Origin of the sequence: Sphingomonas ginsenosidivorax, assembly GCF_007995065.1 — a bacterium.
GTDB classification, from domain to species: Bacteria; Pseudomonadota; Alphaproteobacteria; order Sphingomonadales; family Sphingomonadaceae; genus Sphingomonas; species Sphingomonas ginsenosidivorax.
The window spans coordinates 1247186-1270210 of sequence record NZ_VOQR01000001.1; the positions used below are offsets into that span (position 1 = coordinate 1247186).

Sequence of the window (23025 nt, forward strand, 5' to 3'; positions counted from 1 at the left end):
CATCCTTCGATCAGGTGGTGGCAGGTCGGCTCGAGGCGGCGGCGCGCGCATGCGCGATCCCGCGTTCGAGCCCGCGCAGTTCGGCCAGCCCGCGCATCCGACCGAGCAGCGCGTATCCCGGGTTTCCGGCGCGGTGCATGTCGTCGAGGATCCGGTGGCCGTGATCGGGGCGCATCGGGATGCTGCGGGCCTCGCGCAACGACAGGTCGTGGATCGCCGCAACGACGGACGCCATGCCCGCATCCCCCTCGAGATGCGCGGCCTCGTGGAAGGTGCGGTGCCCCTCGCGCTGGACCGAGCGCAGATGGAGGAAGCCAATCCGGTCGCCCAACCGGTCGATCATCCCGGGCAGGTCGTTGTCGGCGCGGACGCCCAGCGAACCGGTGCAGAAGCAGAGGGCGTTCGAAGGGTTGGGTACGCGTGCGAACAGTGTGGCCAGATCGGCTTCGGTGCTCACGACGCGCGGCAGGCCGAACAGCGGGAAGGGGGGATCGTCGGGATGCACCACCAGCCGGATGCCGAGGTCGTCGGCGATCGGGCACACCGCCTCGAGGAACGCCGCATGATTGGCGCGCAAGGTATCGGCGTCGACATCGGCATAGCGCGCGATCGCCGCCGCGAGCGCGGTCGAGGTGAAGCTTTCCTCGCTGCCCGGCAGCCCGGCGATGATCGTGCGTTCGAGCAGGTGCCGCTCGTCGGCCGACATCGCCGCGAACCGCGCCGCGGCGCCCGCGCGGACACCTTCCGCGTAGTCGGCCTCGGCACCCGGGCGCTTGAGGATATGCAGGTCGTACACGGTGACCGCTTCCCATTCGAAGCGCAGCGCGCGCGCGTCGTCGGGCAGCCGCCAGTCGAGATCGGTCCGCGTCCAGTCGAGCAGCGGCATGAAATTATACGTCACGACGTCGATGCCATGCGCGGCGAGGTTCCGCAGGCTCTGCCGGTACGCGTCGATCAGCGCGGCGGTGTCGCCGCCGAGCTTGATCTCCTCATGGACCGGCAGGCTTTCGACCACCGACCAGTCGAGCCCGGCCGCCGCGATCGTCGCTCTCCGCGCGCCGATCGCGTCGCTGCTCCACACCGCGCCATTGGGTATCTCGTGCAGCGCGGTGACGATACCGGTCGCGCCGGCCTGGCGGATCTCTGCTAGCGTGACCGGGTCGGCGGGGCCGAACCACCGCATCGTCTGGGTCATCAGCATGCCATGGCCGCTTTCGACCCGTCGACTACCGAACGCCGTTCCATCACGTCAAAACCCTTCCTGGTGACCCGAGTGCCAGGGTCAGAAATTGCAAACCGGCCAGACCAATTTCGCGTCCAGTCGTACACAACATTGCCAGCGCCCTGCCATCGGTTGGAGGGTGCCACCTAGTATTGTGTCCGCCGTGAACGCGGGCGGCAAGCCTTTCCACATTGTGATTGTCCTGACCAAAATGCGTGGTTCATGCGTCCGGTGCAAGAAAAATGTTCGTACCATGGCGTCGGCTTGTGACGCCTAGGCAGAGACGGTAGGTTCGGGAATGACCGTGAAACCGCCGAGCACCCGCATCTACGCCCGCGTGTCGGGGAACCTGCAGGAGCGGATCTCGAACGGGGAATTCGAGATCGGCGCACGGCTTCCCCCCGAGCGCGAACTGGCGCAGGTCTACAACGTGTCGCGCCCGACGATCCGCGAGGCGATCATCGCGCTGGAGGTCGACGGCGTCGTCTCGGTGCGCCAGGGTTCGGGCGTCTATGTCGTCGCCAGGCAGCCGCGCACCGGTATCGCCGGCGAGACCGATATCGGCCCGTTCGAACTGCTCGAGGCACGCCGAGCGATCGAGAGCGAGGCGTGCGCGCTGGCCGCGACCCAGATCGAGCCGGCCCAGCTGCGCGAGCTCGACGCGCTCGTCGAGGAGATGCGCGGCGACAATCTGGAGAACGACATCGCGCAGTCCGAACAGGTCGACCGGCGGTTCCACATCGCCATCGCGCAGGCGAGCGGGAACAGCGCGATGGTCGCGGTCGTCGACATGCTGTGGGACATCCGCTTCCGCTCGCCGCAGAGCCGGATGCTCACCGCCAAGGCGCATGCCGCGGGTGTCAGGCCGCGGGTGGAGGAGCATGTCGCGATCGTCGATGCGTTGAAGCGGGGCGACCCGGAGCAGGCGCGCGAGGCGATGCGATCGCATCTCGGGCGCGTGCTCGACACGTTGCTGGAGACCACCGAGATCCACGAGGTCGACCAGGCGCGCGAGCGGGTGCAGCAGCAACGCAGGCGCTACGCTGCACTCGGTTGACCCCACGTACTGGCGGCGAGTTACCCGATCGGTTGTGCGAGCAGCCAGTGCCGCGCCGCGGGCTCGTCGTCGAACAGCTCGTGGCCGGCGAGTTTGGCCATCCGCTTCGCCTGGAGCTTCGAGAGCGCGCTCGTCATCACGACCGCGGTCATGGCGCGCATCTCGGTCTTGCCGTGCGCGATGATCCGGACATGGCCCTCGGCGATGGCCTGCGACTGGATCGGATAGTCCGACATGTCGACGAGGATTCGCCGGCAACCGCCGCTCGGTCCGAGCGCGTTAGCCTTGGTACCGAGTTCGGCGAGATAGGCGCGCATCGTGTCGGGCGTCCAGAAGCCGTGCACTTCGATCCGCATCAGCCGGTGTTCGGGTTCGATCGTCACGGTAAACATCACGCGCTGTCGACTCACTCAGTCTGGGTCGTAATCGTACCCGGATCGGGTGAAGGAACCGTGACGATGCCCGCCAGGATGAGCCGGCACGATCGTCCCCGCACTGCCGACGCCGGACGCGTACCCGCATTCGCCCCAGGGCCGTATCCATGGCATGGATTCCGCCACAGACGACCGCACGCGTTGGAGACTGCATGAGCGACACCGAGACCGAGACGCCGACCCCCTCGCGGTTTCCGCTTCACTTCCAAATGCTCGCGGGTTTCGCGATCGGCCTGGTCGGCGGCCTGATCGTCAACCTGACGGCGGGCGACGCGGCCTGGGTGAAGACGATCACGACCTATGTCACCGGGCCGGCCGGGCAGGTTTTCCTGCGCCTGCTGTTCATGCTGGTCATTCCGCTGCTGTTCTCGGCGCTGGTGACCGGCGTGGCCGAGATGGGCGATCTCGCCTCGCTCAAGCGGGTCGGGCTGCGGACGCTCATGTTCACGCTCGCGCTGTCGACGATTTCGGTGGTGGTCGCGCTGGTGCTGGTCAACGTGATCCGGCCGGGCGGGGGAGTCGATCCGGCGCTCGCCCGCTCGATGCTGGCGCAGGCGGGCAGCGGCGCCGGTGCGATCGTCGGGTCCGGCCGGGACAAGCCGGGCGGGGTCGAGGCGGTGCTCGGCATCATCCCGTCGAATGCGGTCAAGGCCGCGGCGGACGACGACATCCTCGCGTTGATGGTGTTCGCGCTCGCGATCGGCATCGGGCTGGTGCTGGTCCGCACCGACAAGACGCAGGCCTTCCAGAACGCGGTCGAGGGTCTGCTCGAGGTCGCGATGGCGCTGATCGGGCTGGTCATCCGGCTGGCCCCGATCGCGGTCGCCTGTTTCATGTTCAACCTGGCCGCCCTGTTCGGCTTCGACATCCTGATCCGGCTGAGCTGGTACGTCGCGACCGTGCTGACGGCGATCCTGTTCCAGCTGGTGATCGTCTATGGGGCAGGCGTATGGCTCGCCGCCGGGATGAGCCCGCGGACCTTCTTCGGGGGCGTCCGAGAGGCGATGGTGATGGCCTTCTCCACCGCGAGTTCGAACGCGACGCTGCCGACGTCGCTGCGGATCGCGGAGACCGAGCTCAAGCTGCCGCGCAAGATCGCGCGCTTCGTCCTGACCATCGGCGCCACCGCCAACCAGAACGGCACCGCGATCTTCGAGGGCGTCACCGTCATCTTCCTCGCGCAGTTCTTCGGGGTCGAGCTTTCGCTCGGCCAGCAGGGGACGGTGATGCTGGTGTGCATTTTGGGCGGGATCGGGACTGCCGGCGTCCCCGCGGGCTCGCTGCCGGTGATCGCGCTGATCCTCGGCATGGTCGGCGTGCCGCCGGCCGCAATCGGGATCGTGCTCGGGGTGGACCGCCTGCTCGACATGTGTCGCACGATGCTCAACGTCACCGGCGACCTCGCGATCGCGACGATGGTCAACGGGCGGGCGTCTCCGGCAAAGGACGGGAAGGCGGCCTGACCCGGCCGTGCGGCGTCGATGTCAGCGCGCTTTCTCCGCCGCGATCCACCGCAGCATTTCGGCCTCCATTGCCGGCAGCGGCACCGACCCCAGCCCGAGCAGCGCCTCGTGGAAGCGGCGCTGGTCGAAACGGTCTCCCAGCTCCGCTTCCGCCTTCGTACGCAGCGCGCGCATCTTCATCTCGCCGAGCTTGTAGGCGAGCGCCTGGCCCGGCCAGCTGATGTAGCGATCGACCTCGACCTCGACGTCGAGCTTGGCGAGCGCGGTGTGTCCGGCGAGATAGTCGATCGCCTGCTGCCGGCTCCACCCCATCGCATGGATGCCGGTATCGATGACGAGTCGCGCGGCGCGCCACATCTCGAACGTCTCGCGGCCGAACTCCTCATAGGGCGTGCGGTACATGCCGAGCTTGGTCCCGAGCCATTCCGAATAGAGCCCCCAGCCTTCGCCATAGCCCGAGAAATACGCCTCGCGGCGAAAGGCGGGGCGGTCGGGGGCCTCCAGCGCCATCGCCGCCTGGTGGCTATGGCCGGGAACGCATTCGTGCAGCGTCAGTGCGACGATGTTGTAGAGCGGGCGTGACTTCAGGTCGTAGGTGTTCATCAGGCATGCGTTGAGGCCGCCGCGGCCAGAGGTATAGACCGGCGCGATCGCGTCGGGCACCGGCTGGATGGCGAAGCGGTAGCGGGGCAGGGTAATGAAGACGTCCTTCAGCCGTCCGTCCATCCGTTTCGCGACATAGGCCGAGAAGCCGAGCAGCTCGTCGGGCGTGCGCGCATAGAAGCGCGGGTCGCTGCGCAGGAAGGCGAGGAAGTCGGCAAAGCTGCCCTTGAACCCGGTGGTGGCGATCGTGGCCTTCATGTCGGCGTCGATCCGCGCCACTTCGCTGAGACCGATCTTGTGGATCGCCGCAGGTGTCAGCCCGAGCGTGGTATATTCGCGGACCTGGCTTTCGTAGAACGCCTTGCCGTCGGGCAGCGCGGCGGCGCTGATCGTCGTGCGCGTGCCGGGCAGATAGGTATCGCGATAGAACGCCAGCAGCCGGGCATAGGCGGGAGCCGCGGCGGCATCGACCGCGGCCAGCCCGGCGGCGCGCAGCGCGGCCTGCTCGCTCGCGGGGATCGCGGCGGGCATCGCCCTGAACGGCTCGGCGAGGGGGTTGTCGGCGCCGGGCGTGGCGAACGCCGCGATCGCCGTGTCGCGCCCGGCGAGCGACACGCGCGGCGGCGTGAACCCGCGCTTCAGCCCGGCGCGCATGTTGGCGATGTTCTGGTCGAACCAGCGCGGCACGTCCTTCAACCGGCCGATATAGCGGCGATAGTCGTCGGCGGTCTCGAGCGGCGAATAGGGTTTCACCTCGCCCCAGAAATAGGAATCGCTGTTGAGCGGCGCCTCGTAGGTGCGGAAGGCGATGTTCGCGACCTCGGCGCGGAGCGATTCGGTGAGCACGGCGGCGTTGAGCCGCTCCTCGGGGGAGAGGTCCGCCACGGGAATCCGTGCGATGCGCGCGAGGACGTCGGTCCAATAGGCGCGTCGGCGCGCCCAGTCGGCGGGGGCGACCGCCGGGAAATGATCGTCGGCCTTGCTGCGCAGCCCGTCCGAGACCTGCGCCAGTTCCTTCTGCCGCCAGGCCCATTCGGCGTCGTAGATCGCCTTGAGCTGCGTATCCGCCGGGCCCGGCTGCGCCCATGCGGCCGCGGGAACCAGCGCGAGCAGCACCGCCGCCATCTGTCCGAACCGCATGCTGTCCCCCTCGTCCCCGCCCGTTGCGCCATTCCTATCGGCGCGGGGCGGCGAGGGGAAGGCAGGCTGCAGTCCGTCAGGGGGCCTGATTGCCGACGTCGGCCAGCGCCACGTCGGCGAAGTGCTGCCGGATGAAGTCGAGCTTCGGGTCGATGTAGCGCCGGCAGAAGGGTCGGTCCGGGTCGGTCCGGTAGTAGTTTCGATAGCGGTCCTCGGAGGGTTCGAAACCCAGCAGCGGGAGCACCAGCGTTCGTGCCGGCTCACCCGTCGTCTGCGCGAACCGATCGATCGCTTCGGCCGCCTCGGGGCGCTGCGCGGCGTCGAGGACGTAGATCGCGCTGCGATACCGGCCCGCCGGCGAATAGCCGCCCTTTGCCGAATGCGTCCGCAGATGGACCTCGGCCAGGATCGCCAGGCTGATGATGGCGGGATCGAAGTCCACGATGACGCCTTCCGCCCAGGAATCGGACGGCGCCTCGGACTGGATGAATCCCTGATCGACGCGGGCGACCCCTTTCAGCGACTGGAAGACTCCTTCGGTGCACCAATGGCAGCCACCGCCAAACCCGATTCTCTCCACCACATGCTCCTACGCCGATCATCGCGCGCCTCGTCTGCCCAGATGGCGACGACGCCCGTCGCTTTCAAAGCCGCTGCCACTGTGCAGGGGTCAGCGGTCCAGCGTCAGGAACGCGACGATCCCGGCTGCCACGGCGAACCGCGCGGCGATCAGCGCGCCGGGTTCATGCGGCGTTGTACCGGAAGCACTGCGCTTCATGGTCGTCGACTAGCCCGCAGGCCTGCATCCAGGCGTAGACGATCACCGGCCCGACGAACTTGAACCCGCGTGCCTTGAGCGCCGCCGACAGCGCTTCGGACTCGGGAGATTTCGCGCGCGCCGTCTGTCCGTCGGACACGATCGTGTCACCGCCGACGAAGCTCCAGACGAAGCTAGAAAACTCTTCGCCGGCCGCCTGCATCGCCAGAAAGGCGCGCGCATTGCCGATCGTCGCCTGGATCTTGGCGCGCGAGCGGACGATGCCGGCATCGCCGAGCAAGCGGACGACATCGTCCTCGGTGAACCGCGCGCCCGCCACGGGATCGAAGTTCGCGAACGCCGCCCGGAACGCGTCGCGCTTGCGCAGGATGGTGATCCAGGCGAGCCCAGCCTGGAACCCGTCGAGCATCAGCTTTTCCCACAGCGCACGGCCGTCGCGTTCCGGCACGCCCCATTCGGCGTCGTGATACGCCGCGAGCAGCGGGTCGGTCTGCGCCCAGTGGCAGCGGGTCGGCGCGAGTCCGGTCATGGCGATCGCCGGTACGCTGGAGTGTCGCGGTGCATGGCCAACCGATGCCCGGCTTGCGCCCCGGTGTCGATGGCGCAAGGCGGATGCGGGCTCCCGGTTCTGGAGGGGAGGCAGGAGCGTATCGCCGGCGTCAGCTCAGCCCGAGGCGATTTTCAGCATCGGAGCGCCGTCCGCAGTAGCGAACCCCGCGAGCTCCGCCTGCTTGCGATCCTCGATATCGATATTGATGCCGAACCATTTGACGATCCGTCCGCTGTCGTCGCGCAGCGGCACCGCGTGGACCCCCATCCACCGGTACGTCCCGTCATGCCCGCGCAGACGGTATTCGGCATCGACCGATTGCTGACCCTGAACGGTGTCGCGCCATTTCTGGACCGTCGCCAGGCGATCGTCGGGATGGATCGCGGTCAGCCAGCCATAGCCTTTCCAGTCGTCATAGCTCTGGCCGGTATAGGCGCGCCAGCTCGGGCTGTCGGTTTCGATGAGACCATCGGGCGCGCTCTCCCAGATCGCCTTGGCGATGCCGTCGATCAGGAACCGCGCGCGTGCCTCTTCGTCCTGCAGCGCGTCGCTCACGCGGGGGCCGGCATCCAGGCCCGCCGCCACCGCGGGATCGACGCCCGCACCGCGGTGCCGGCCGTGGCCCTTGCGCGCCGCCTTGTCCTGCCGCAGCGCATCGTCCGCGGCCGCCAGCAGCGCCTCCATGGTCTGGCCCGGGCCGGCGTACCGGCTCGATCCGACGCTGGCGCCGACGACGACCGATACGCCGTCGATCGCATAGGGGCCGTTCAAGGCCTGGGCGATGGCCGCGGTCTGGCGCTCGACGTCGCCGTCCCGGCTCGCATCGACCTGGACCATCACGAATTCGTCGCCGCCCAGCCGGACGACGACGTCGCCGGGATGCCGGCACGCCTCAAGCCGGTCGGCGACCAGGCAGAGCAACCGGTCGCCGACCAGATGCCCGAAACGATCGTTGACTGGCTTGAAGTCGTCGAGGTCGACATAATGGAACGCGATGCCGCCGGGTGCCGCGTAGGTCGCATGCGTCTCGAACGCGCGGACCAGCGCCAGCCGGTTTCCCAGTCCGGTCAGGGGGTCGGTCATCGCCTGGCGGGCGGACGCCTGGCGCGTGGTCGTCTTGACCGACTGCGAGCGATACTGCTGCGCGACGCTCCGCAGACCGCCTGCGAGCAGGGCCAGCAGGATGAGCGCCGAGACGAAGGCGCCGGCATCATCGCGGAACAGCAGGACGCCCGAGGGCGGGGCGACCGCGAGCAGCAGGCTGACGACGAGGATGCGCGGCCGCAGGGCGATCATCGAGGCCGCGCCGGCCGCATAGCCGACCACGAGGATTCCCATCGGCATCTGCCATTCGGCGAGCGGAAGCGCGAACACGCGCGCGGCGAACATGCCGAACACGGCCGCGAACGCCCAGTAGGTCAGCGCGAACCGGCGTTCGAACCGCCGCGCGACCGCCAGCGACATATCGGCGGTATCCGGACGCCGTCGGCCCTGGATCAGGACGGCGAGCCGGGCCGCGCTGGCGACCGCGCCCATGCCCGTCAGACAGGCGAGCAGGCCGTCGTGCGACGCCCTGACCGTCAGCAGGCCGACGGTCAGGAACATCACCGTCATGATCACGGCCGGCGTCCGCGTGCCGCACAGGCTCGCCACGAGTTCGATGTACGTGCCATCGGGAAGGTCGCGGAGCGTCGTGCGGGCAGGAGCTTTCACGGCGAACCGTCATAAGGCCGAAAGGTGAACGGATTCTATCGCGGTGCCTTCCAACTGCCGCACCCTGCCCGATCGTCTCGCGCGGTGCGCAACCTGGGCACGATCGTTCGTTTGTGCGTGTGACGACGCGAACGAGGAGCGGACATGGCGGAAGGCGACGACGTGATCACGGTGGATCACACGGGATTCTCGGTCGCATCGCTGGACGATGCGGTCCGGTTCTTGACGGAGGCGCTGGGCTTCTCGCTCTTCCGCACGGGCGAGATGGGCGGGGACTTCCTGCGCGATGCGACCGGCGTCGACGACCCCCGGTGCCGGATGGCGCTGGTGGTATCGCCCGCCGGCTACCCGATCGAGCTGCTCGAATATTCGACGGGTCCGACCCTGGGGCGCGTGCCGGACAGTGCGGGTGCGATCGGCGCGGCGCATCAGGCGGTGACCGTGCCGCGTATCGAGCCGGTGATCGCCAGGATCGTCGCGCAGGGCTGGCGCGTGAACGGATCGCCGCGCGCGATCCCGGGCGGCCCGCGTGCCGGTACGATCGTCGCCTATGTCAGCGGGCCGGACGGGGTGACGGTCGAGTTGATGCAAAGACTGTAGCGATCGTCCGGCGCAACCATTCGGCCGGTGCCGCGCTGATGCGGCAAGCGGAACCGATCGCGTTCCCTTTGACGAAACCGATGAGACATCGAGGGATGCGCATGGCGAACGATACCGACGAGCAGTGGATGCGCATGGCGATCGAGGTGGCACGGTCGAAGGGGTCGGATCCGTCGACTTCGCCGCTGGGGTGCGTGATCGTGCTCGACGGCAAGGTGATCGCCGCCGAGCGCAACCAGACGAAGGAACTGCCCGACGCGACCGCGCATGCCGAGATGATGGCGATCCGCCGGGCGTGCGAGCAGACCGGCGAACTCGAACTGCGCGGGGCGACGCTGTACTCGACGCTCCAGCCGTGCGGGATGTGCACGATGGCGTCGATCTGGTCGAAGGTCGGCCGTGTCGTCTACGGGGCGGGCCGCAGCGACGTCCACCCGATGTATTTCGAGGCGAAGCACGTCGATACGCTGGCGTTCATCGGCGACGCGTATCGCGACGATATCGAGATCGAGGGCGGCTGCCTGCGCGAGGAATGCGCGACGCTGTATTATGGCCCGGACGCTGAACTGCCGGCGGACGAGCAGGCCAATTTGTGAGCGACCCGATCGACCTCAACGCAGCGTCCGCTGCCGACCTGGACGCCGTGCCGGCGCTGCAGGGTCACGGCTACGAGATCGTCCGCTACCGCGACGAGCGCGGCGGCTTCACCGCCCTGCGTCAGCTCGACGAGGTGCCGGGCCTGACCGGGAAGGCGGACGGCCTGGACGCCGTTCTCACCGTCTAGCGGCATCGGGTCCGGCGCGTTACCGCAAACCCATCAGCTTCAGCGCACGGACGACCGTATGGTAGGTAATCGGCCCGCCGCGCGGCGCGCTCAGTTTCTGTTCGGTACACAGGCCGACCAGAACGCCGACGCGTGGCATGCCGTCCAGATCCTCGGTGCGCCGGCGATGGTCGCGGATCGCTTCCTCGATGCACCGGATCAGCGGTTCGGCGCGCGTGTAAGCGCGAGCCCGCCGCGCGCCGTGCCGAAGCTCGATATCGTCTATGCCGTCCATCATCGCCGCCGGGCGCTAGCACGAAACGCCGGCCGAGTTCACCACCCCCGCGGCCATGTGCCCGGCTTTGCGGCCGGGCTGCCGCAAGGCTTTCAGCCCAGGCCGCGTTCGAGCAGGCGCATCAGCCGCGCCGAGAACGCACGCGGGTCGGTCGGCAGCTCGCCATCCGCGATACGCGCCTCGTCGAACAGCAGGTGCGCGGCATCCGCGCGGACGTCCTCGTCGCCGGTTCCGACCGCGCTCAGCTTCTCGACCAGCGCGTGGTGCGGATTGATCTCCAGCACGGGTTTCGCCGCGGCATCGAGGCGACCCGATCCTGCGAGCAGCTTTTCCAGTTGCCGGTCCATGCCGTGTTCGGACGCGACGAGGCACACCGCGCTGGTGGTGAGGCGGTCGGACGCGCGGACGTCGGACACCGCATCGCCGAGCGTTTCCTTCACGAACGCGATGAAGCCGTTGACCGCCTCCGACGCGTCCGTCGCCGGCGTCTCGCCCTCGACGAGCGGGATCAGGCTCAGATCGGCAAGGCCCTGCGTCACCGACTTGAACGGCTTGCCGCCGAAGTCGAGCCCCGACGTCACCCAGAAGCTGTCGACCTGATCGGCGAGCAGCAGCACCTCGATGCCCCGCGCACGGAAGCCCTCGAGCTGCGGCGAGGTCGCCAGCCGGTCGAGATCGGTGCCGGTGGCGTAGTAGATCGCCGTCTGGTTCTCCTTCAGGGCGCCCGCATAGTCCTGCAGCGAGCGCCACGCGCCGCCCGACGCGGTGGTCTTGAACCGCGCGAGGCCGAGCAGCGTCTCGCGGCGCGCATAATCCTCGTACAGGCCCTCCTTCAGGACCGGCCCGAAATTGTCCCAGATCGCCAGATAGCGCTCGGTATCGCCGGTCGCGAGCTTGTCGAGTTCGGACAGCACGCGGTTCGCGACCGCCTTCTGGATCGCGGCGAGCACCGGGCTCTCCTGGATCATCTCGCGCGACACGTTGAGCGGCAGGTCGTTCGAGTCGACCAGCCCGCGCACGAAGCGGAGATAGCGCGGCAGGATCTGCGCCTCGTCGGTGATGAAGACGCGCCGGACATAGAGCTTCATCCGCCCTTCGCGATCGGGATCGAACAGGTCGAAGGGCTTGGTCTCGGGCACGAAGGCGAGGACCGTGTATTCGTGCCGGCCCTCGGCGCGGTAGTGGAGCGTCAGCGCGGGGTCGTCGAACTGGCCGGCCGCGCTGCGGTAGAAGTCCTTGTAGTCCTCGGGCGTGATGTCGCTCTTGGGCCTGGTCCAGAGCGCGGCACCGTCGGCGATCTGCCTGGGCTCCGCGTCGGGGGTATCGGCGAGCACGATCGGCACGGGGACATGGCCCGACTGGGTCTTGATCGTACGCTCGACCATGCCGGCGTCGGTGTAGGTCGCGGCGTCCTCCTTCAGGTGCAGCAGGACCCGCGTCCCGCGCGCGGGCGCATCGGCGAGGTCGGCGGGCTGGATCGTGTAGGTGCCTAGCCCGTCCGAGGACCAGGACGCCGCGGTATCGGTCCCCGCGCGGCGCGAGACGACGTCGACGCGGTCGGCGACCATGAAGGCGGAGTAGAAGCCGACCCCGAACTGGCCGATCAGGTGGCTGTCCTCGGACTCCTTGGCGCCCGCGATCCGGTCCATGAACGCCTTGGTGCCCGAGCGCGCGATGGTCCCCAGCGCATCGCCCAGCTCGGCCTCGGTCATGCCGATCCCGTTGTCGGCGATGGTCAGGCGGCGCCCTTCGGGATCCAGCGTCACGGTGATGCGCGGCTGGCCGTCGTCGCCGAGCAACGACGCATCGCTCAGCGCCTCGTAGCGCAGCTTCTCGCACGCGTCGGCGGCGTTCGAGATCAGCTCACGGAGGAACACGTCCTTGTCCGAATAGACCGAGTGCACCATCAGGTGCAGCAGCTTTGCGACATCGGCTTCGAAGGAACGGGTTTCGGGCGCGGCTTCGGTCGTCGTCATGCTGGTATCCATTGCTCGAAAGGGTCGGCGCGAAGATGGCGGGCATGGCCGGCGCTTTCAAGCGTGACCGGGCCCGGAGGCCTGCCGGACGGTCGCCGCCTCAGCGTGTCGGATCGCGTCCCAGCAGGCGCGCATAATCCTGCTCCGGCTGCCCGTAGGTGTCGCCGGCCAGCGCCATCAGCTTGTCCCGGTCCTGGACCAAGACCCTGGCACGGACGGCGCGGATCGCCTGGTCCTCCTCCAGCCGGTGGAGCGCGTCGGTCACGCTGCTGCGCCGCACGCCGAGCATCAGCCGGAACTCCTCGTGCGTCATGCAGATCTCGTCGGCCTGCACGCGGTCGTGATAGAGGAGGATCCAGCGGGCCATGCGGCGCTCGATCGAATGCGCGAGCGACGACACGATCGTCCGTCCCATCTGCCGCATGAACACATGCGCGAACCGCAACAGCGCCAGCCGGATGGCGGGGCTCCGGTCGACCGCATCCATCAGCGCCCTGGCGGAAATGCGCAGCGCCTGGCCATGCTCGGCGCGCATCGTGACGTCGTAGGGCGAGCGATCCTCGCCCATCACCAGCGGCCAGCCGATAAAGCCCTCGGCGCCGACCAGCCCGACCGCGTAGCGACGATCGTCCTCGAGCGAATCGAGGATCCCGGCGATGCCCTGTTCGAAGAAGCAGAGGCTGTCGATCGGATCGCCCGCGCGCGTGATGACGTCGCCGACCGCGAACGACACCGGTTCGAGATGCGGCGCGAGCAGGGCGAAATCCTGCGGCGCGAGGCTCGCGAGCAGCCGGTTGCCGACCATCGCGTCGGCCCCGTCGTTCGCGGAGCCCTCGTTTGCGGCCCCCCCGTTCGCCGAGAAGGGCGCTCCGCCGCCAAAGGCTATCATCGTCGACATTCGCGTCTCCCCCGGTTCCGACAGGTCTTTGCACGGTTTCGTACAGAAACGTTGCGCGCTCCTGCTTGTTCATGACCCGATAAACAGGAGGACTACATCATGGCCATCTCTAATCGTCCCGCCGCGCGCGGTCTTTTCATGGCGGCGTTGCTGACGGCATCGGCAGGCGTCTTTGCCCAGTCGGCCCGTTCGCCGAGCGCACCGCCGCCGCCCGCGCCGCCGGCCGCAGCGGTGCAGCCGGCCAAGGCCGCGCCCGACATGCAGATGGTGCTCGACGCGCTGGCCGGGCTCGGCGGCAAGCCGATCGAGACGCTGACGCCGGCCGAGGCGCGGATGCAGCCGTCGGCAGCGGACGGCGCCAAGGCGGTGATGGCCAAGAAGGGCCTGTCGACCGCGCCCGACCCCGCGGTGACGACGCAGGACGTGCCCTACGGGTCCGATCCGCAGCAGTTCGCGCGCATCTACAAGCCCGCCAACGCCCCCGCCAAGGGCGCACCGATGCCGGTGATCGTCTATTATCACGGCGGCGGCTGGGTGATCGCTGACGTCAACACGTACGACGCCGCGCCGCGCGCGATGGCCAAGGCGCTGAACGCGATCGTGGTGTCGGTCGAATATCGCCACGCCCCCGAGTTCAAGTTCCCGGCGCAGCATGAGGATGCCGCATCGGCCTATCGCTGGACGCTGGAGAAGGCCGCGAGCTGGGGCGGCGACCCCTCGCGGATCGCGGTCGCGGGCGAGAGCGCCGGCGGCAACCTGGCGGTCGCGACGGCGATCTATGCGCGGGACAATCGCCTGACCGTGCCGCGGCACATCGTCTCGGTCTATCCGATCGCCAACAGCAGCATGACGCTGCCGTCGCGCACCGATTCGGCGAACGCGAAGCCGCTGAACGCCGCGATGCTGAAGTGGTTCGGCTATTACTACCAGGCCAGCGCCGCCGATGCGCAGGACCCGCGCCTGAACCTCGTCGCCGCCAACTTGCGCGGCCTGCCGCCGACGACGATCATCAACGCGCAGATCGACCCGCTGCGGTCGGACGGCGAGACGCTGGCGGCCGCGATGCGGACCGCCGGCGTCAAGGTCGAGCAGAAGACCTTCCCGGGCGTCACGCACGAATTCTTCGGCATGGCCAAGGTGGTCCGTGGCGCCAAGGACGCGAACGATCTCGCAGTCGCTCGCCTGAAGGCGGCGCTGACCGGGCCGGCGCGCCGCTGACCGGTGCGGCGGGGCGGCCTGTGTGCCGCCCCGTCGTCTCCCGGATGGCGATACCCGAGACAGAAGAAGGAGAGGCCGCATGAACGGCAAGCACATGACCGGCGCGATCGCCGGGGCCCTCGTGGCGGGGCTCGGCCTCACCGTGATGATGATGGCGGGCGAGAGGAAGAGCGGCAAACCGTCCGAGCTGACGGAACTCGAACGCGCCGGCGCGCGCGAACTCGGCGTCCGGTTCGTACCGCAGGACGATCGGCTCCCCGACGCGACCGAACAGGCGATCGTCCAGGGCGGCCATCTCCTGCTCTCGGCGGCTGCCGGCGCGGTCTATGCCGCGAGCGTGGACGAGGATGCCGGCGTCGTCGCTTCGGGCGTCGCGTTCGGCCTGGCATTCTACGCCGCGATGCACTGGATAACCGGACCGCTGCTCGGGCTCAAGAAGCCCGAATGGCAGTCCGACGTGGGAACGATCGGCATGCACACGCTCAATCACGTCGTCTTCGGCCTTGCCACCGCGGCAGGGGCGAAGGCGCTGGCGAAGCGCTGACATATGCCGCCTTCCTTGCCCTCCCGGCGGCGCGCGGGTCCCGCCATGCGTTCGCCGCATCGTGCACCGTACCGGCGATTTTGCGGCGCATCGGACTTGCGATCGCATCCCCGGACGGTAAATTGGCTGCCATGAAGCGACGGGTATCAGTGCGTGGCCAGCACGTGGAAGTGTATGCGGAACAGACCGAGCCGGGGGTCTGGAAGGCGACCGGCGAGTTTGCCGGCAAGGCGTGGAGCATCACGGGCAACTCCGCGAACCGCGCCGTGTCCGACTGGGCCGTGGCCGTCAGCCGACTGGATGCCCCCGCCGCGTCGCAGGACGAGCCCACGCCTGTAGCGGACTGACGTCGGGCGGCGCCGAAACCGGCGATCGTCCCCGGGCCTGGCCAATTATTACCAGCATCATTTTCGGTTCGCGTTGCGTGCGACCGGATCATGTGGGCGGCTGAACCGTTTTAGGCCCGATACCAGACGGTTGGTGTCGTGAGGGGACGGACGATGCCATGCTGATAGTGTCGATCGTGGCGGTGCTGATGCAGGCGGCGCCCGTTGCGGACCGTCCCGGTCGCGGCACCGTAACCGTGACGTTGCGCGATGCCGATCCCGTCCGCGACGCGGCCGGCGACGCGGTGGACGACCCCTTCGTGCAGGCGACCCGCAACGCGCTGAGCAACGCCGACTTCGTCGTCCTGCCCGCCGGCGATCACGGCCGCTACGTCGCCACGGTCGTCGTCACCCGCCAGCAACGCGGCGTGGTCACGGCGAACGGCGTCGAGGACAAGTCCTCCGCCGATGTCGGCAACTGGGGCGGTGGCGTCCGCGTGACGCTGCCGTCGCGCAAGACCAGCCTGCACGGGCTCGTCGTCACCGAGATGCACATCGAGATGCGCCGCCGCAGCGACCAGGGCCTCGTCTGGTCGGGCAGCGCGCTGACCGCGCAGGTCGACGGGACCAGCGCGGGGTCCCCGCGCGCGGTCGGCACCAAGCTCGCGAACCGGATCGTCGCGCAATTCCCGGTCACGGTGAACGGTCCGATCTCGGTGCCCTGACCGACGGATGGTGACAGGGGGGGGACGCTCAGTCGTGGAGCCCGACCACGCCCAGCGTCCCGAGGTTCAGCGTCATCTGCACGTTCAGCGCATGGTCCATCTCGGCCCGGGCACCGCCGCGCGCGAAGCGATACTGGTTGAGATAGCCGACATCGACGGTCAGGGCCTTGCCGAGCGGGAAGGCCAGCCCGACGATGTTGCGCATCCGCTCATACCCCGCGCGCTGTCCCCAGCGGGTGCTGTTCGGCAGGAAGAAGCTCTCGTGGCTGAGGAACATTGCCCGGCGCTTGCCCCGCAGCGGGAGGTTGTAGCGCAGCAGCGGACGGACCCGGAACCCGATCTCGCTACCGCGAGGATTGAAGCGTTCGTCGACCCGCAGGCGGCCGGCGAACCGGCCGCTGGTGAGCACGACCTGCTGGCGGAGACGATCCTCGTCCGGCGCGGTGTTGCGGCTGTGATAGCCGACATGCCGGTATCCGACCCCGAACTCGACGCCCTTGGCCGCCTGCCACCCGACGAGCGCACCATATTCGGTGGTGTAGATCCCGTCCTGGCGGTCGCTGGTCCGGGCGATCTGCTCGAGCGTCACGCGCAGGTGGTCCGCCACGGGAACGACCACGTTGAGCTGTTCCCACCCTTGCGCATCATGCTGCTGCGCCAAGGCCGGCGCACCGACGCAAAGCAGCGGCAGGACGCCGAGGACTAACGATCGAGACATGGCCCCTGTTGGCACGCATCGGCCTGTCCGATCAATGGACGCTATGGCGCCGTTGCGACGGGTCGTCCCGAGCTGGTTCTGCCCGTTATGGCGCAGGGGCAGGCAGCGCCGTCTGCCTAATCCGTCGGCACGGCCGCGACGCCGAAGGTCCAGCCTTCGGTGCGGGCGATGTGCGGGGTTAGGCCGGTGGGGGTCCAATAGTCCTTACGGGCGGCGTTGGCGCGGAGCCAGGCTGCGGTCAGGATCGCGTCGGTCGCGTGGTCGTCGTAGCGCGGGATCGGGACGTGCGGACGCGATCCGAGCGCGACCAGCGCGGTATCGAGCGCGTCGGCGTCGCGCATCTTGCTGAGCCCCTTGCGCATCCCTGCGGCACGCGCGGCGATCGTCGTGTAGATCTCGACGATCAGCGCGCCGCGGTTGGGCACCGGATCGAACGGCCAGGTCGGCACGCGGTCCTGCAGGGCGTGCAGCACGCGCATGCCGGTCAGGCTGCTCTTGCCGACCTGCGCCGCGCCAACCAGGTTGAAGCAGCTCGTCGGCGATAGCCCCATCGCGCGCTGGCCGACCTCGCACACGCGCATCCGTCCTGCGCCGCCGGGGAACAGGTCGCCGCAGTCGCGCTGTTGGCGAAAATGGCGGCGGATCTCGGGGTCGCCCAGGACTCCGTCGGCGCCGAAATCGGCGTCGTCGCGCGCCAGCGCGTCGACCATCGCCCACAGCGCGCGGGCGTCTGCCGGGCCGTCGGTCCAGCCGGGGAAATAGGCGCCCTCGTCGAGGAACGCGAAGCCGGGCGACAGGTCGAGCCCGACGAGCAGATCGCTGTCCGCCTCGCCGTGCAGCCAGTCGCGGATCGCGGCGCGCGACCACGCGCGGCCGGGCGGCGCGACCAGCACCGGCGCGGCGTCGCCGGTCTCGCACACCGCCAGCGCGATCCCCTTGTGCGACGCCCCCCTCGCGCCCGACCAGTCGATCGCGGCGAAGCGCGTGAACCGGTCAGGGGCGATCGCCAAACCCCTTTCGCGCCCGCGCCGGCGCCTGGTCCCACCATGCCCGCGCGATAACCACGCGGATGCGCTCTGCGTCGCCGCTGGCGTAGCGCACGAGCAGGCCCGGCCAGGTCTCGTAATGCGGCGTCTGCCAGAAGGTCGCCGGGTCGGTCTCGATCAGCAGCGCCTTTTCCTCGTGCGTACTGCGGACGTGGAAGCTGCCCGCCTCGTGCCCGGTGCTGACGAACATCTTGCCCCGGACCTTGACGGCCGGCTGGCCATAGGAGGTCGACACCTCCGTCTCGGGCAGCGACAGCGCGAACGCGGCGACGGCATCCCAGTCCTTCACGACCGCCTGGTCCGGCGTTCGTCCCAATAGGCGAGCCGTTCGGACAGCCTTTTCTCGAACCCGCGTTCGGTCGGGGTGTAGAAGGTTTCGGGACTCATTTCCTCGGGCCAGTAATCCGATCCCGAGAACGCGTCCTCGGAATCATGGTCGTACGCATAGCCCTTGCCGTAGCCGATATCGCGCATCAGCTTGGTCGGCGCGTTGCGGATCGAAGGGGGCGGCATCAGCGAGCCCGTTTCCTTCGCCGATTTCCACGCCGCCTTCTGCGCCTTGTACACCGCGTTCGATTTGGGCGCGGTGGCGAGGTAGACGCAGGCCTGCGCGATCGCGAGCTCGCCCTCGGGGCTGCCGAGAAAGTCATAGGTGTCCTTGGCCGCGATGCACTGGACCAGCGCCTGCGGGTCGGCGAGCCCGATGTCCTCGACGGCCGCACGCGTCAGCCGGCGCAGCAGAAACAGCGGCTCCTCGCCGGCGGTCAGCATCCGCGCGAGATAGTAGAGCGCCGCCTGCGGATCGGACCCGCGGATCGATTTGTGCAGCGCGCTGATCAGGTTGTAATGCCCTTCGCGATCCTTGTCGTAGACCGCGACGCGGCGCTGCAGGAACGCCGAGAGCCCGGCGGGGTCGAGCGGGTCGGCGAGGTTCACCGAGAACAGCGTTTCCGCCTGGTTGAGCAGGAACCGCCCGTCGCCGTCGGCGCTCGCGATCAGCGCATCCTTGGCGGGCGGGGTGAGGGGCAGGGGGCGTTCCATCACCGCCTCCGCGCGCTCAAGCAGCAGGTCGAGCGCACCGCGCCCGAGCCGTTCGAGGATCAGCACTTGCGCGCGACTGAGCAAGGCGGCGTTGAGTTCGAACGACGGGTTCTCGGTCGTCGCGCCGACCAGGGTGACCGTGCCGTCTTCGACATAGGGCAGGAAACCGTCCTGCTGCGCGCGGTTGAAGCGGTGGATCTCGTCCACGAACAGCAAGGTGCGCTTGCCGATCTTGGCATGGTCGCGCGCCTCGGCGAACGCCTTTTTCAGCTCCGCGACGCCCGAGAACACCGCCGAGATCGCGACGAACCGCAGGTCGACCGCGTCGGCGAGCAGCCGCGCGATCGTCGTCTTGCCGGTCCCCGGCGGCCCCCACAGGATCACCGACGACAACCGCCCCGCCGCGACCATCCGCCCGATCGCGCCCTCGGGACCGGTGATGTGATCCTGCCCCACCACCTCGTCGAGCGTGCGCGGGCGCAGCCGGTCGGCGAGCGGGGCGTTCTCGGGATGCGTATCGGGGGCGGGGGCGGGTTCGAAACCCGCGAAGAGGTCGGCCATGGCGCGAATGTAGGGGGCGGGGGGCGTTGCGTCACCCCGTCCACTTCTATCCTCCCCCGCCAGGGGGAGGTGGCACGCGTAGCGTGACGGAGGGGGCGGGCGACGATTACGGCTGTTCCGTGTCCGCCCCCTCCGTCTGGCTACGCCAGCCACCTCCCCCTGGCGGGGGAGGATCAGCAGCTCAAAACACGCCAAGATATATCTTCGACGCATCTAGACGATCAAAATCGAAGATATATCTTAGTGCTATCGTGATACAGAAGGAATCATCATGTTCAACACACACAACCGCGGATGCGGTCCCCGGGGCGGGCATTTCGAGCGCGGCCCCTTTTCGATGAGCTGGGAAGTCCGTGGCGGCGAACGCCATAACGGCCGGCATGAGCATGGCCGCGGCTTCGGTGGCGGCGGTTTCGGGGGGGGCGGCGGTCGTCGCCGGATGTTCGATGGTGGCGAGCTGAAGCTCGTGCTGCTCAAGCTGATCGCCGACACCCCGCGCCACGGCTACGACCTGATCCGCGAGATCGAGGCGATGACCGGCGGCAGCTATGCGCCGAGCCCCGGCGTGGTCTATCCGACGCTGACCCTGCTCGACGAGATGAACCTGGTCGCCGAGCAGCAGTCCGAGGGCGCCAAGAAGCGCTTTGCCGTCACCGACGAGGGGCAGGCGCTGCTCGCCGGGCAGGCGGAGCTCGTCGAGGCGCTGTTCGCGCGGCTGGCGGCACTCAACGCCGAGTCCGAGCGTACCGACCGCGCCCCGATCCGCCGGGCGATGGGCAATCTGCGCCACGTCGTGCAGGACCGGTTGCTCGCAGGCGGTTTCTCGGACGACGCCGTGCACCAGGTCGCGGCGCTGATCGACGAGGTCGTGCAGAAGATCGAGCGCCTGAAATGAGCGTCTCGCCAAAAATCTCGGTAGCCCGCGTGCCGACGCAGTCGGCGAGCAAGTATCTCCAGCAGCTCGCCAAGCACTGGAGCCACAAGATGGAGGTGACGCACACCCCCGAGGAGGCGCGGATCGCCTTCCCGGGCGGCGCGGTGCTCGAGATGCGCGCGGACAGCGACACGCTCGACGTTGCGCTGACCGTGCCCGACGGTGGCGACGTTGCCCGGATGCGCGAGGTGGTGTCGAGCCATCTCGACCGCTTCGCCTTTCGCGAGGCGCCACTGACGTTCGACTGGGCCGACGCCTGATGCAGCCGCGCTGTCCGATCTGCGGCAACGCGCACTGGCTCGACCGCGGCTGGCCCGAATGCAGCCATTGCCGGCTGATCGTGCGTGATTTTGACGACCTCCCGGCCGTCGCGCGGGAGGTGCAGGCGCGGCTCGCGGCGGGGGCGGTCGACCTTGCCGACGAGCCATCCGCGGCGTGGCGGCTCGATGGCGCCGGGCTGCGCAATGCGGCCTGGCGCTACGGCTTTGCGGTCTCGCCGGGCCTCGCGCCTGACGGACAGCCCGCCGTGGCGACGACGAGCCCGGCCGTCACCTTGCCGCACGACGTCGCGCTGGCGGTCATGGCGCGTCCGGCCGATGCCGACGACGTGGTCGACCTCGCCACCCTTCTGCGCGACCGGTTCGCGCGGATCGTCGTCCTGATCGACGGCACGGCCGACGACCTCGCGGCGATCGTGGCGCGTGCGCCCTGGGTGTCAGGGCATGCGCACCCGCTGGACGGCGATTTCGCCGCGCAGCGCAACCGGCTGCAGGACCTGGCGGGCACGCGCTGGGTGCTCCAGCTCGACTCCGACGAGCGGCCCGATCCGGCACTGCTGGCGGCGATCGGATGGCTGGTCGAAGGGGCCGACCGCGACGGTCTGCGGTCGCTGGGGCTTCCCCGCCGCAACATGGTCGATGGCGCGCAGTCCGCGCTCTATCCCGACATCCAGTACCGGCTTAATCGCAGCGATATCCGCTTCCAGAACCGCGTCCACGAACGCCCGGTGGTCCCGTTCGCCGAAAGCTCGCTCGCGCTCGCAGGCGCGATCGAACACCGGCTCGACGGTGACCGCGTCCGCGCGCGGACGAAGATCTACGAGGCGATGTCGACCGGCGCGGGGCGCCCCGAGGACGAGACGCGGCTGCTCGAACCCTTCGACCCGATCGCGGTGCGATAGGCGGCGATCGTCTGCGTCGCGAGCGTCTCGCGCGTGAACTGCCCCGACGCCGCGCGGCTCGCTTCGGCGAAGTGCGCGCGGGCGTCCGGGTCGCGGATCAGGCGCCGCAGCGGGTCGGCGAGGTCGGGTCCCGAACAGGTCGCGGCGAGCAGCCCCGCGCCGCTCTCGCCGATGAACAGCCGGGCGCTCGGATCCTCGGCGCACGCGACCACCGGCCGCCCGAACATCATCGCCTCCTGATAGACCAGCCCGAAACTCTCGTAGCGCGACGGCGCGACGACGATGTGCGCGGCTTCCATCAGGTCGTGGAGCACCGGGTCGCCGACGCGGTGGAAACAGCGGACATGCGCGCGGGCCGAGCCCGGCAGCGCGGCGAGCGTATCGTCGGTCACCCCGACGATCGTCAGCCGGAACGCGTCGAGCGTTCCCGCGTGCGCCTCGCCGCTCAGGATCGTCAGCGCGGACAACAGCGCGTCGAACCCCTTGCGGTGCTCGTCGCGCCCGACGAACAGCAGCTCGACCGGTGAGCCGCCCGGGTAGGCGGCGGCTTGGCCGCGCGTGACGATTTCGGGCGGCAGGCTGAGCCCGATTACCGCATGGCGCGGCCCCGGGCCGGGGACGCCGTACAGCGCGGCGATCTTGCCGGCATGGAGCGCGGTGTTCGAGATGAGCGCCCCGGCGCGCGCCGACCAGCGTTCCAGCATCATTGCCACACGCCGGTCGAACCGGTCCCTGAGCGACGTCGCGGTCGCCGCCGAGGTCGCCGCCGGCGTCGAGTTGCGCGTCGCCAGCGGCGCCGGACCGGCCAGCGCGATCGCCAGCCCGGGGGCGTACCAGTTGGTCGCCTCGATCACGTCGAACGGCCGCCGCGCATGTTCGGCATGCACCGCACGCAGGAAGGCGAGCGGTCCGATGACGTGGCCGATTCCGGCCAGTTTGCGCACCCGTGCTGCCAGCGACGTCTCGCCGACGCCGCAGCCGATCACCTCGACGTCGCCGTCGCGATCGCGGGTGCGCCGGTCCATCGTGAAGACGCGGACGTCATGCCCGGCTTGCGACAGGGCCTGCACGATCTCGCGCGCGGCACGCGACAGCCCGCTCTTCTCGGGCGGGTACGCCCAGGTGATGAGTCCGATCCTCATTGCGTTCCGACAATCGTGCCAACCTGCATCAATAACTCGTTTTTTGCCTCATCGGGACGGGAACCCCGCATACCGACCGGCGGTTCCCCTCGCTCATG

General features: G+C 69.0%; 26 protein-coding genes. 12 read left to right on the forward strand and 14 right to left on the reverse strand.

Features of this window, described 5'->3' with window-relative positions:
* Positions 1-10: 10 nt before the first annotated feature.
* On the reverse strand, positions 11-1195 hold the full coding sequence (gene uxuA, locus FSB78_RS05525; RefSeq protein ID WP_242008047.1) for a mannonate dehydratase: 1185 nt from the start codon (positions 1193-1195) through the stop codon (positions 11-13).
* Positions 1196-1520: 325 nt separating this feature from the next.
* Here uxuA and FSB78_RS05530 point away from each other — a divergent pair, with 325 nt between their 5' ends.
* Positions 1521-2279, forward strand: a complete 759-nt coding sequence (locus tag FSB78_RS05530; protein WP_147080676.1) for a FadR/GntR family transcriptional regulator — start codon at positions 1521-1523, stop codon at positions 2277-2279.
* 20 nt (positions 2280-2299) lie between these two features.
* Here the strand turns inward: FSB78_RS05530 and FSB78_RS05535 are convergent, their stop codons facing one another.
* Entirely contained in the window at positions 2300-2662 is a 363-nt protein-coding gene (locus FSB78_RS05535) for a hypothetical protein (RefSeq protein WP_147080678.1), read from the reverse strand.
* 203 nt (positions 2663-2865) lie between these two features.
* On the opposite strand from FSB78_RS05535, the gene FSB78_RS05540 reads away from it, so the two are divergent.
* On the forward strand, positions 2866-4176 hold the full coding sequence (locus FSB78_RS05540; RefSeq protein WP_147080680.1) for a dicarboxylate/amino acid:cation symporter: 1311 nt from the start codon (positions 2866-2868) through the stop codon (positions 4174-4176).
* A gap of 21 nt (positions 4177-4197) precedes the next feature.
* Here the strand turns inward: FSB78_RS05540 and FSB78_RS05545 are convergent, their stop codons facing one another.
* The 4 genes from FSB78_RS05545 to FSB78_RS05560 form a co-directional block, all read right to left on the reverse strand.
* Positions 4198-5919, reverse strand: coding sequence for a DUF885 domain-containing protein (locus FSB78_RS05545; protein ID WP_147080682.1), 1722 nt, complete (start codon positions 5917-5919; stop codon positions 4198-4200).
* Between the two features lie 76 nt (positions 5920-5995).
* On the reverse strand, positions 5996-6499 hold the full coding sequence (locus FSB78_RS05550; protein WP_147080684.1) for a peptide-methionine (S)-S-oxide reductase: 504 nt from the start codon (positions 6497-6499) through the stop codon (positions 5996-5998).
* A gap of 163 nt (positions 6500-6662) precedes the next feature.
* Entirely contained in the window at positions 6663-7226 is a 564-nt protein-coding gene (locus FSB78_RS05555) for a DNA-3-methyladenine glycosylase I (RefSeq protein ID WP_147080686.1), read from the reverse strand.
* Positions 7227-7361: 135 nt separating this feature from the next.
* Positions 7362-8960, reverse strand: a complete 1599-nt coding sequence (locus FSB78_RS05560) for a diguanylate cyclase domain-containing protein (protein ID WP_147080688.1) — start codon at positions 8958-8960, stop codon at positions 7362-7364.
* Positions 8961-9104: 144 nt separating this feature from the next.
* On the opposite strand from FSB78_RS05560, the gene FSB78_RS05565 reads away from it, so the two are divergent.
* The 3 genes from FSB78_RS05565 to FSB78_RS05575 all read left to right on the forward strand — a co-directional run bounded on the left by FSB78_RS05565 (position 9105) and on the right by FSB78_RS05575 (position 10344).
* The gene (locus FSB78_RS05565; protein ID WP_147080690.1) at positions 9105-9560 is read left to right on the forward strand and encodes a VOC family protein; all 456 of its coding nucleotides are present in this window, start codon (positions 9105-9107) and stop codon (positions 9558-9560) included.
* Positions 9561-9661: 101 nt separating this feature from the next.
* The gene (locus tag FSB78_RS05570) at positions 9662-10156 is read left to right on the forward strand and encodes a nucleoside deaminase (RefSeq protein WP_147080692.1); all 495 of its coding nucleotides are present in this window, start codon (positions 9662-9664) and stop codon (positions 10154-10156) included.
* Positions 10153-10344 carry a helix-hairpin-helix domain-containing protein gene (locus FSB78_RS05575; RefSeq protein WP_242008049.1) on the forward strand — a complete coding sequence of 64 codons (192 nt, stop codon included), beginning with the start codon at positions 10153-10155 and terminating at the stop codon, positions 10342-10344. The genes FSB78_RS05570 and FSB78_RS05575 overlap by 4 nt, the downstream gene beginning before the upstream one ends.
* 19 nt (positions 10345-10363) lie before the next feature.
* Here the strand turns inward: FSB78_RS05575 and FSB78_RS05580 are convergent, their stop codons facing one another.
* From FSB78_RS05580 to FSB78_RS05590, 3 genes are all read right to left on the reverse strand, one after another.
* A complete protein-coding gene (locus tag FSB78_RS05580) occupies positions 10364-10618 on the reverse strand; it encodes a hypothetical protein (protein ID WP_147080694.1) in 255 nt (84 codons plus the stop codon).
* A 92-nt stretch (positions 10619-10710) separates the two neighbouring features.
* On the reverse strand, positions 10711-12594 hold the full coding sequence (gene htpG / locus FSB78_RS05585; RefSeq protein ID WP_147080696.1) for a molecular chaperone HtpG: 1884 nt from the start codon (positions 12592-12594) through the stop codon (positions 10711-10713).
* Positions 12595-12694: 100 nt separating this feature from the next.
* Complete coding sequence (locus FSB78_RS05590; protein ID WP_147080698.1) at positions 12695-13492, reverse strand: Crp/Fnr family transcriptional regulator; 798 nt, start codon at positions 13490-13492, stop codon at positions 12695-12697.
* A 99-nt stretch (positions 13493-13591) separates the two neighbouring features.
* Here FSB78_RS05590 and FSB78_RS05595 point away from each other — a divergent pair, with 99 nt between their 5' ends.
* From FSB78_RS05595 to FSB78_RS05610, 4 genes are all read left to right on the forward strand, one after another.
* On the forward strand, positions 13592-14710 hold the full coding sequence (locus FSB78_RS05595; protein WP_147080700.1) for an alpha/beta hydrolase: 1119 nt from the start codon (positions 13592-13594) through the stop codon (positions 14708-14710).
* 79 nt (positions 14711-14789) lie between these two features.
* On the forward strand, positions 14790-15254 hold the full coding sequence (locus FSB78_RS05600; RefSeq protein ID WP_147080702.1) for a hypothetical protein: 465 nt from the start codon (positions 14790-14792) through the stop codon (positions 15252-15254).
* Between the two features lie 131 nt (positions 15255-15385).
* Complete coding sequence (locus tag FSB78_RS05605) at positions 15386-15601, forward strand: hypothetical protein (protein WP_147080704.1); 216 nt, start codon at positions 15386-15388, stop codon at positions 15599-15601.
* Between the two features lie 158 nt (positions 15602-15759).
* Complete coding sequence (locus tag FSB78_RS05610; RefSeq protein WP_147080706.1) at positions 15760-16305, forward strand: DUF4136 domain-containing protein; 546 nt, start codon at positions 15760-15762, stop codon at positions 16303-16305.
* 28 nt (positions 16306-16333) lie between these two features.
* Here the strand turns inward: FSB78_RS05610 and FSB78_RS05615 are convergent, their stop codons facing one another.
* The 4 genes from FSB78_RS05615 to FSB78_RS05630 form a co-directional block, all read right to left on the reverse strand.
* Positions 16334-17023 carry a DUF2490 domain-containing protein gene (locus FSB78_RS05615; RefSeq protein WP_147080708.1) on the reverse strand — a complete coding sequence of 230 codons (690 nt, stop codon included), beginning with the start codon at positions 17021-17023 and terminating at the stop codon, positions 16334-16336.
* A 116-nt stretch (positions 17024-17139) separates the two neighbouring features.
* Positions 17140-18027 (reverse strand): hypothetical protein, encoded by an 888-nt coding sequence (locus FSB78_RS05620; protein WP_147084036.1) that lies wholly within the window; start codon positions 18025-18027, stop codon positions 17140-17142.
* The gene (locus FSB78_RS05625) at positions 18017-18358 is read right to left on the reverse strand and encodes an MmcQ/YjbR family DNA-binding protein (RefSeq protein ID WP_147080709.1); all 342 of its coding nucleotides are present in this window, start codon (positions 18356-18358) and stop codon (positions 18017-18019) included. Before FSB78_RS05625 ends, FSB78_RS05620 begins: the two co-directional genes overlap by 11 nt.
* Complete coding sequence (locus tag FSB78_RS05630; protein ID WP_147080711.1) at positions 18355-19671, reverse strand: replication-associated recombination protein A; 1317 nt, start codon at positions 19669-19671, stop codon at positions 18355-18357. The genes FSB78_RS05625 and FSB78_RS05630 overlap by 4 nt, the downstream gene beginning before the upstream one ends.
* Before the next feature lie 271 nt (positions 19672-19942).
* On the opposite strand from FSB78_RS05630, the gene FSB78_RS05635 reads away from it, so the two are divergent.
* Genes FSB78_RS05635 through FSB78_RS05645 form a run of 3 tightly spaced genes read left to right on the forward strand, consistent with a single transcriptional unit; the run spans position 19943 to position 21785 of the window.
* Positions 19943-20566: a PadR family transcriptional regulator gene (locus FSB78_RS05635; RefSeq protein WP_242008051.1), complete on the forward strand. Its 624-nt coding sequence runs from the start codon at positions 19943-19945 to the stop codon at positions 20564-20566.
* Positions 20563-20865 carry a DUF2218 domain-containing protein gene (locus FSB78_RS05640; RefSeq protein WP_147080713.1) on the forward strand — a complete coding sequence of 101 codons (303 nt, stop codon included), beginning with the start codon at positions 20563-20565 and terminating at the stop codon, positions 20863-20865. Before FSB78_RS05635 ends, FSB78_RS05640 begins: the two co-directional genes overlap by 4 nt.
* On the forward strand, positions 20865-21785 hold the full coding sequence (locus FSB78_RS05645) for a glycosyltransferase family protein (protein ID WP_147080715.1): 921 nt from the start codon (positions 20865-20867) through the stop codon (positions 21783-21785). Before FSB78_RS05640 ends, FSB78_RS05645 begins: the two co-directional genes overlap by 1 nt.
* Here the strand turns inward: FSB78_RS05645 and FSB78_RS05650 are convergent.
* Positions 21701-22927 carry a glycosyltransferase family 4 protein gene (locus FSB78_RS05650; RefSeq protein ID WP_147080717.1) on the reverse strand — a complete coding sequence of 409 codons (1227 nt, stop codon included), beginning with the start codon at positions 22925-22927 and terminating at the stop codon, positions 21701-21703. The two genes, FSB78_RS05645 and FSB78_RS05650, sit on opposite strands and share 85 nt — an antisense overlap.
* Positions 22928-23025: the final 98 nt, after the last annotated feature.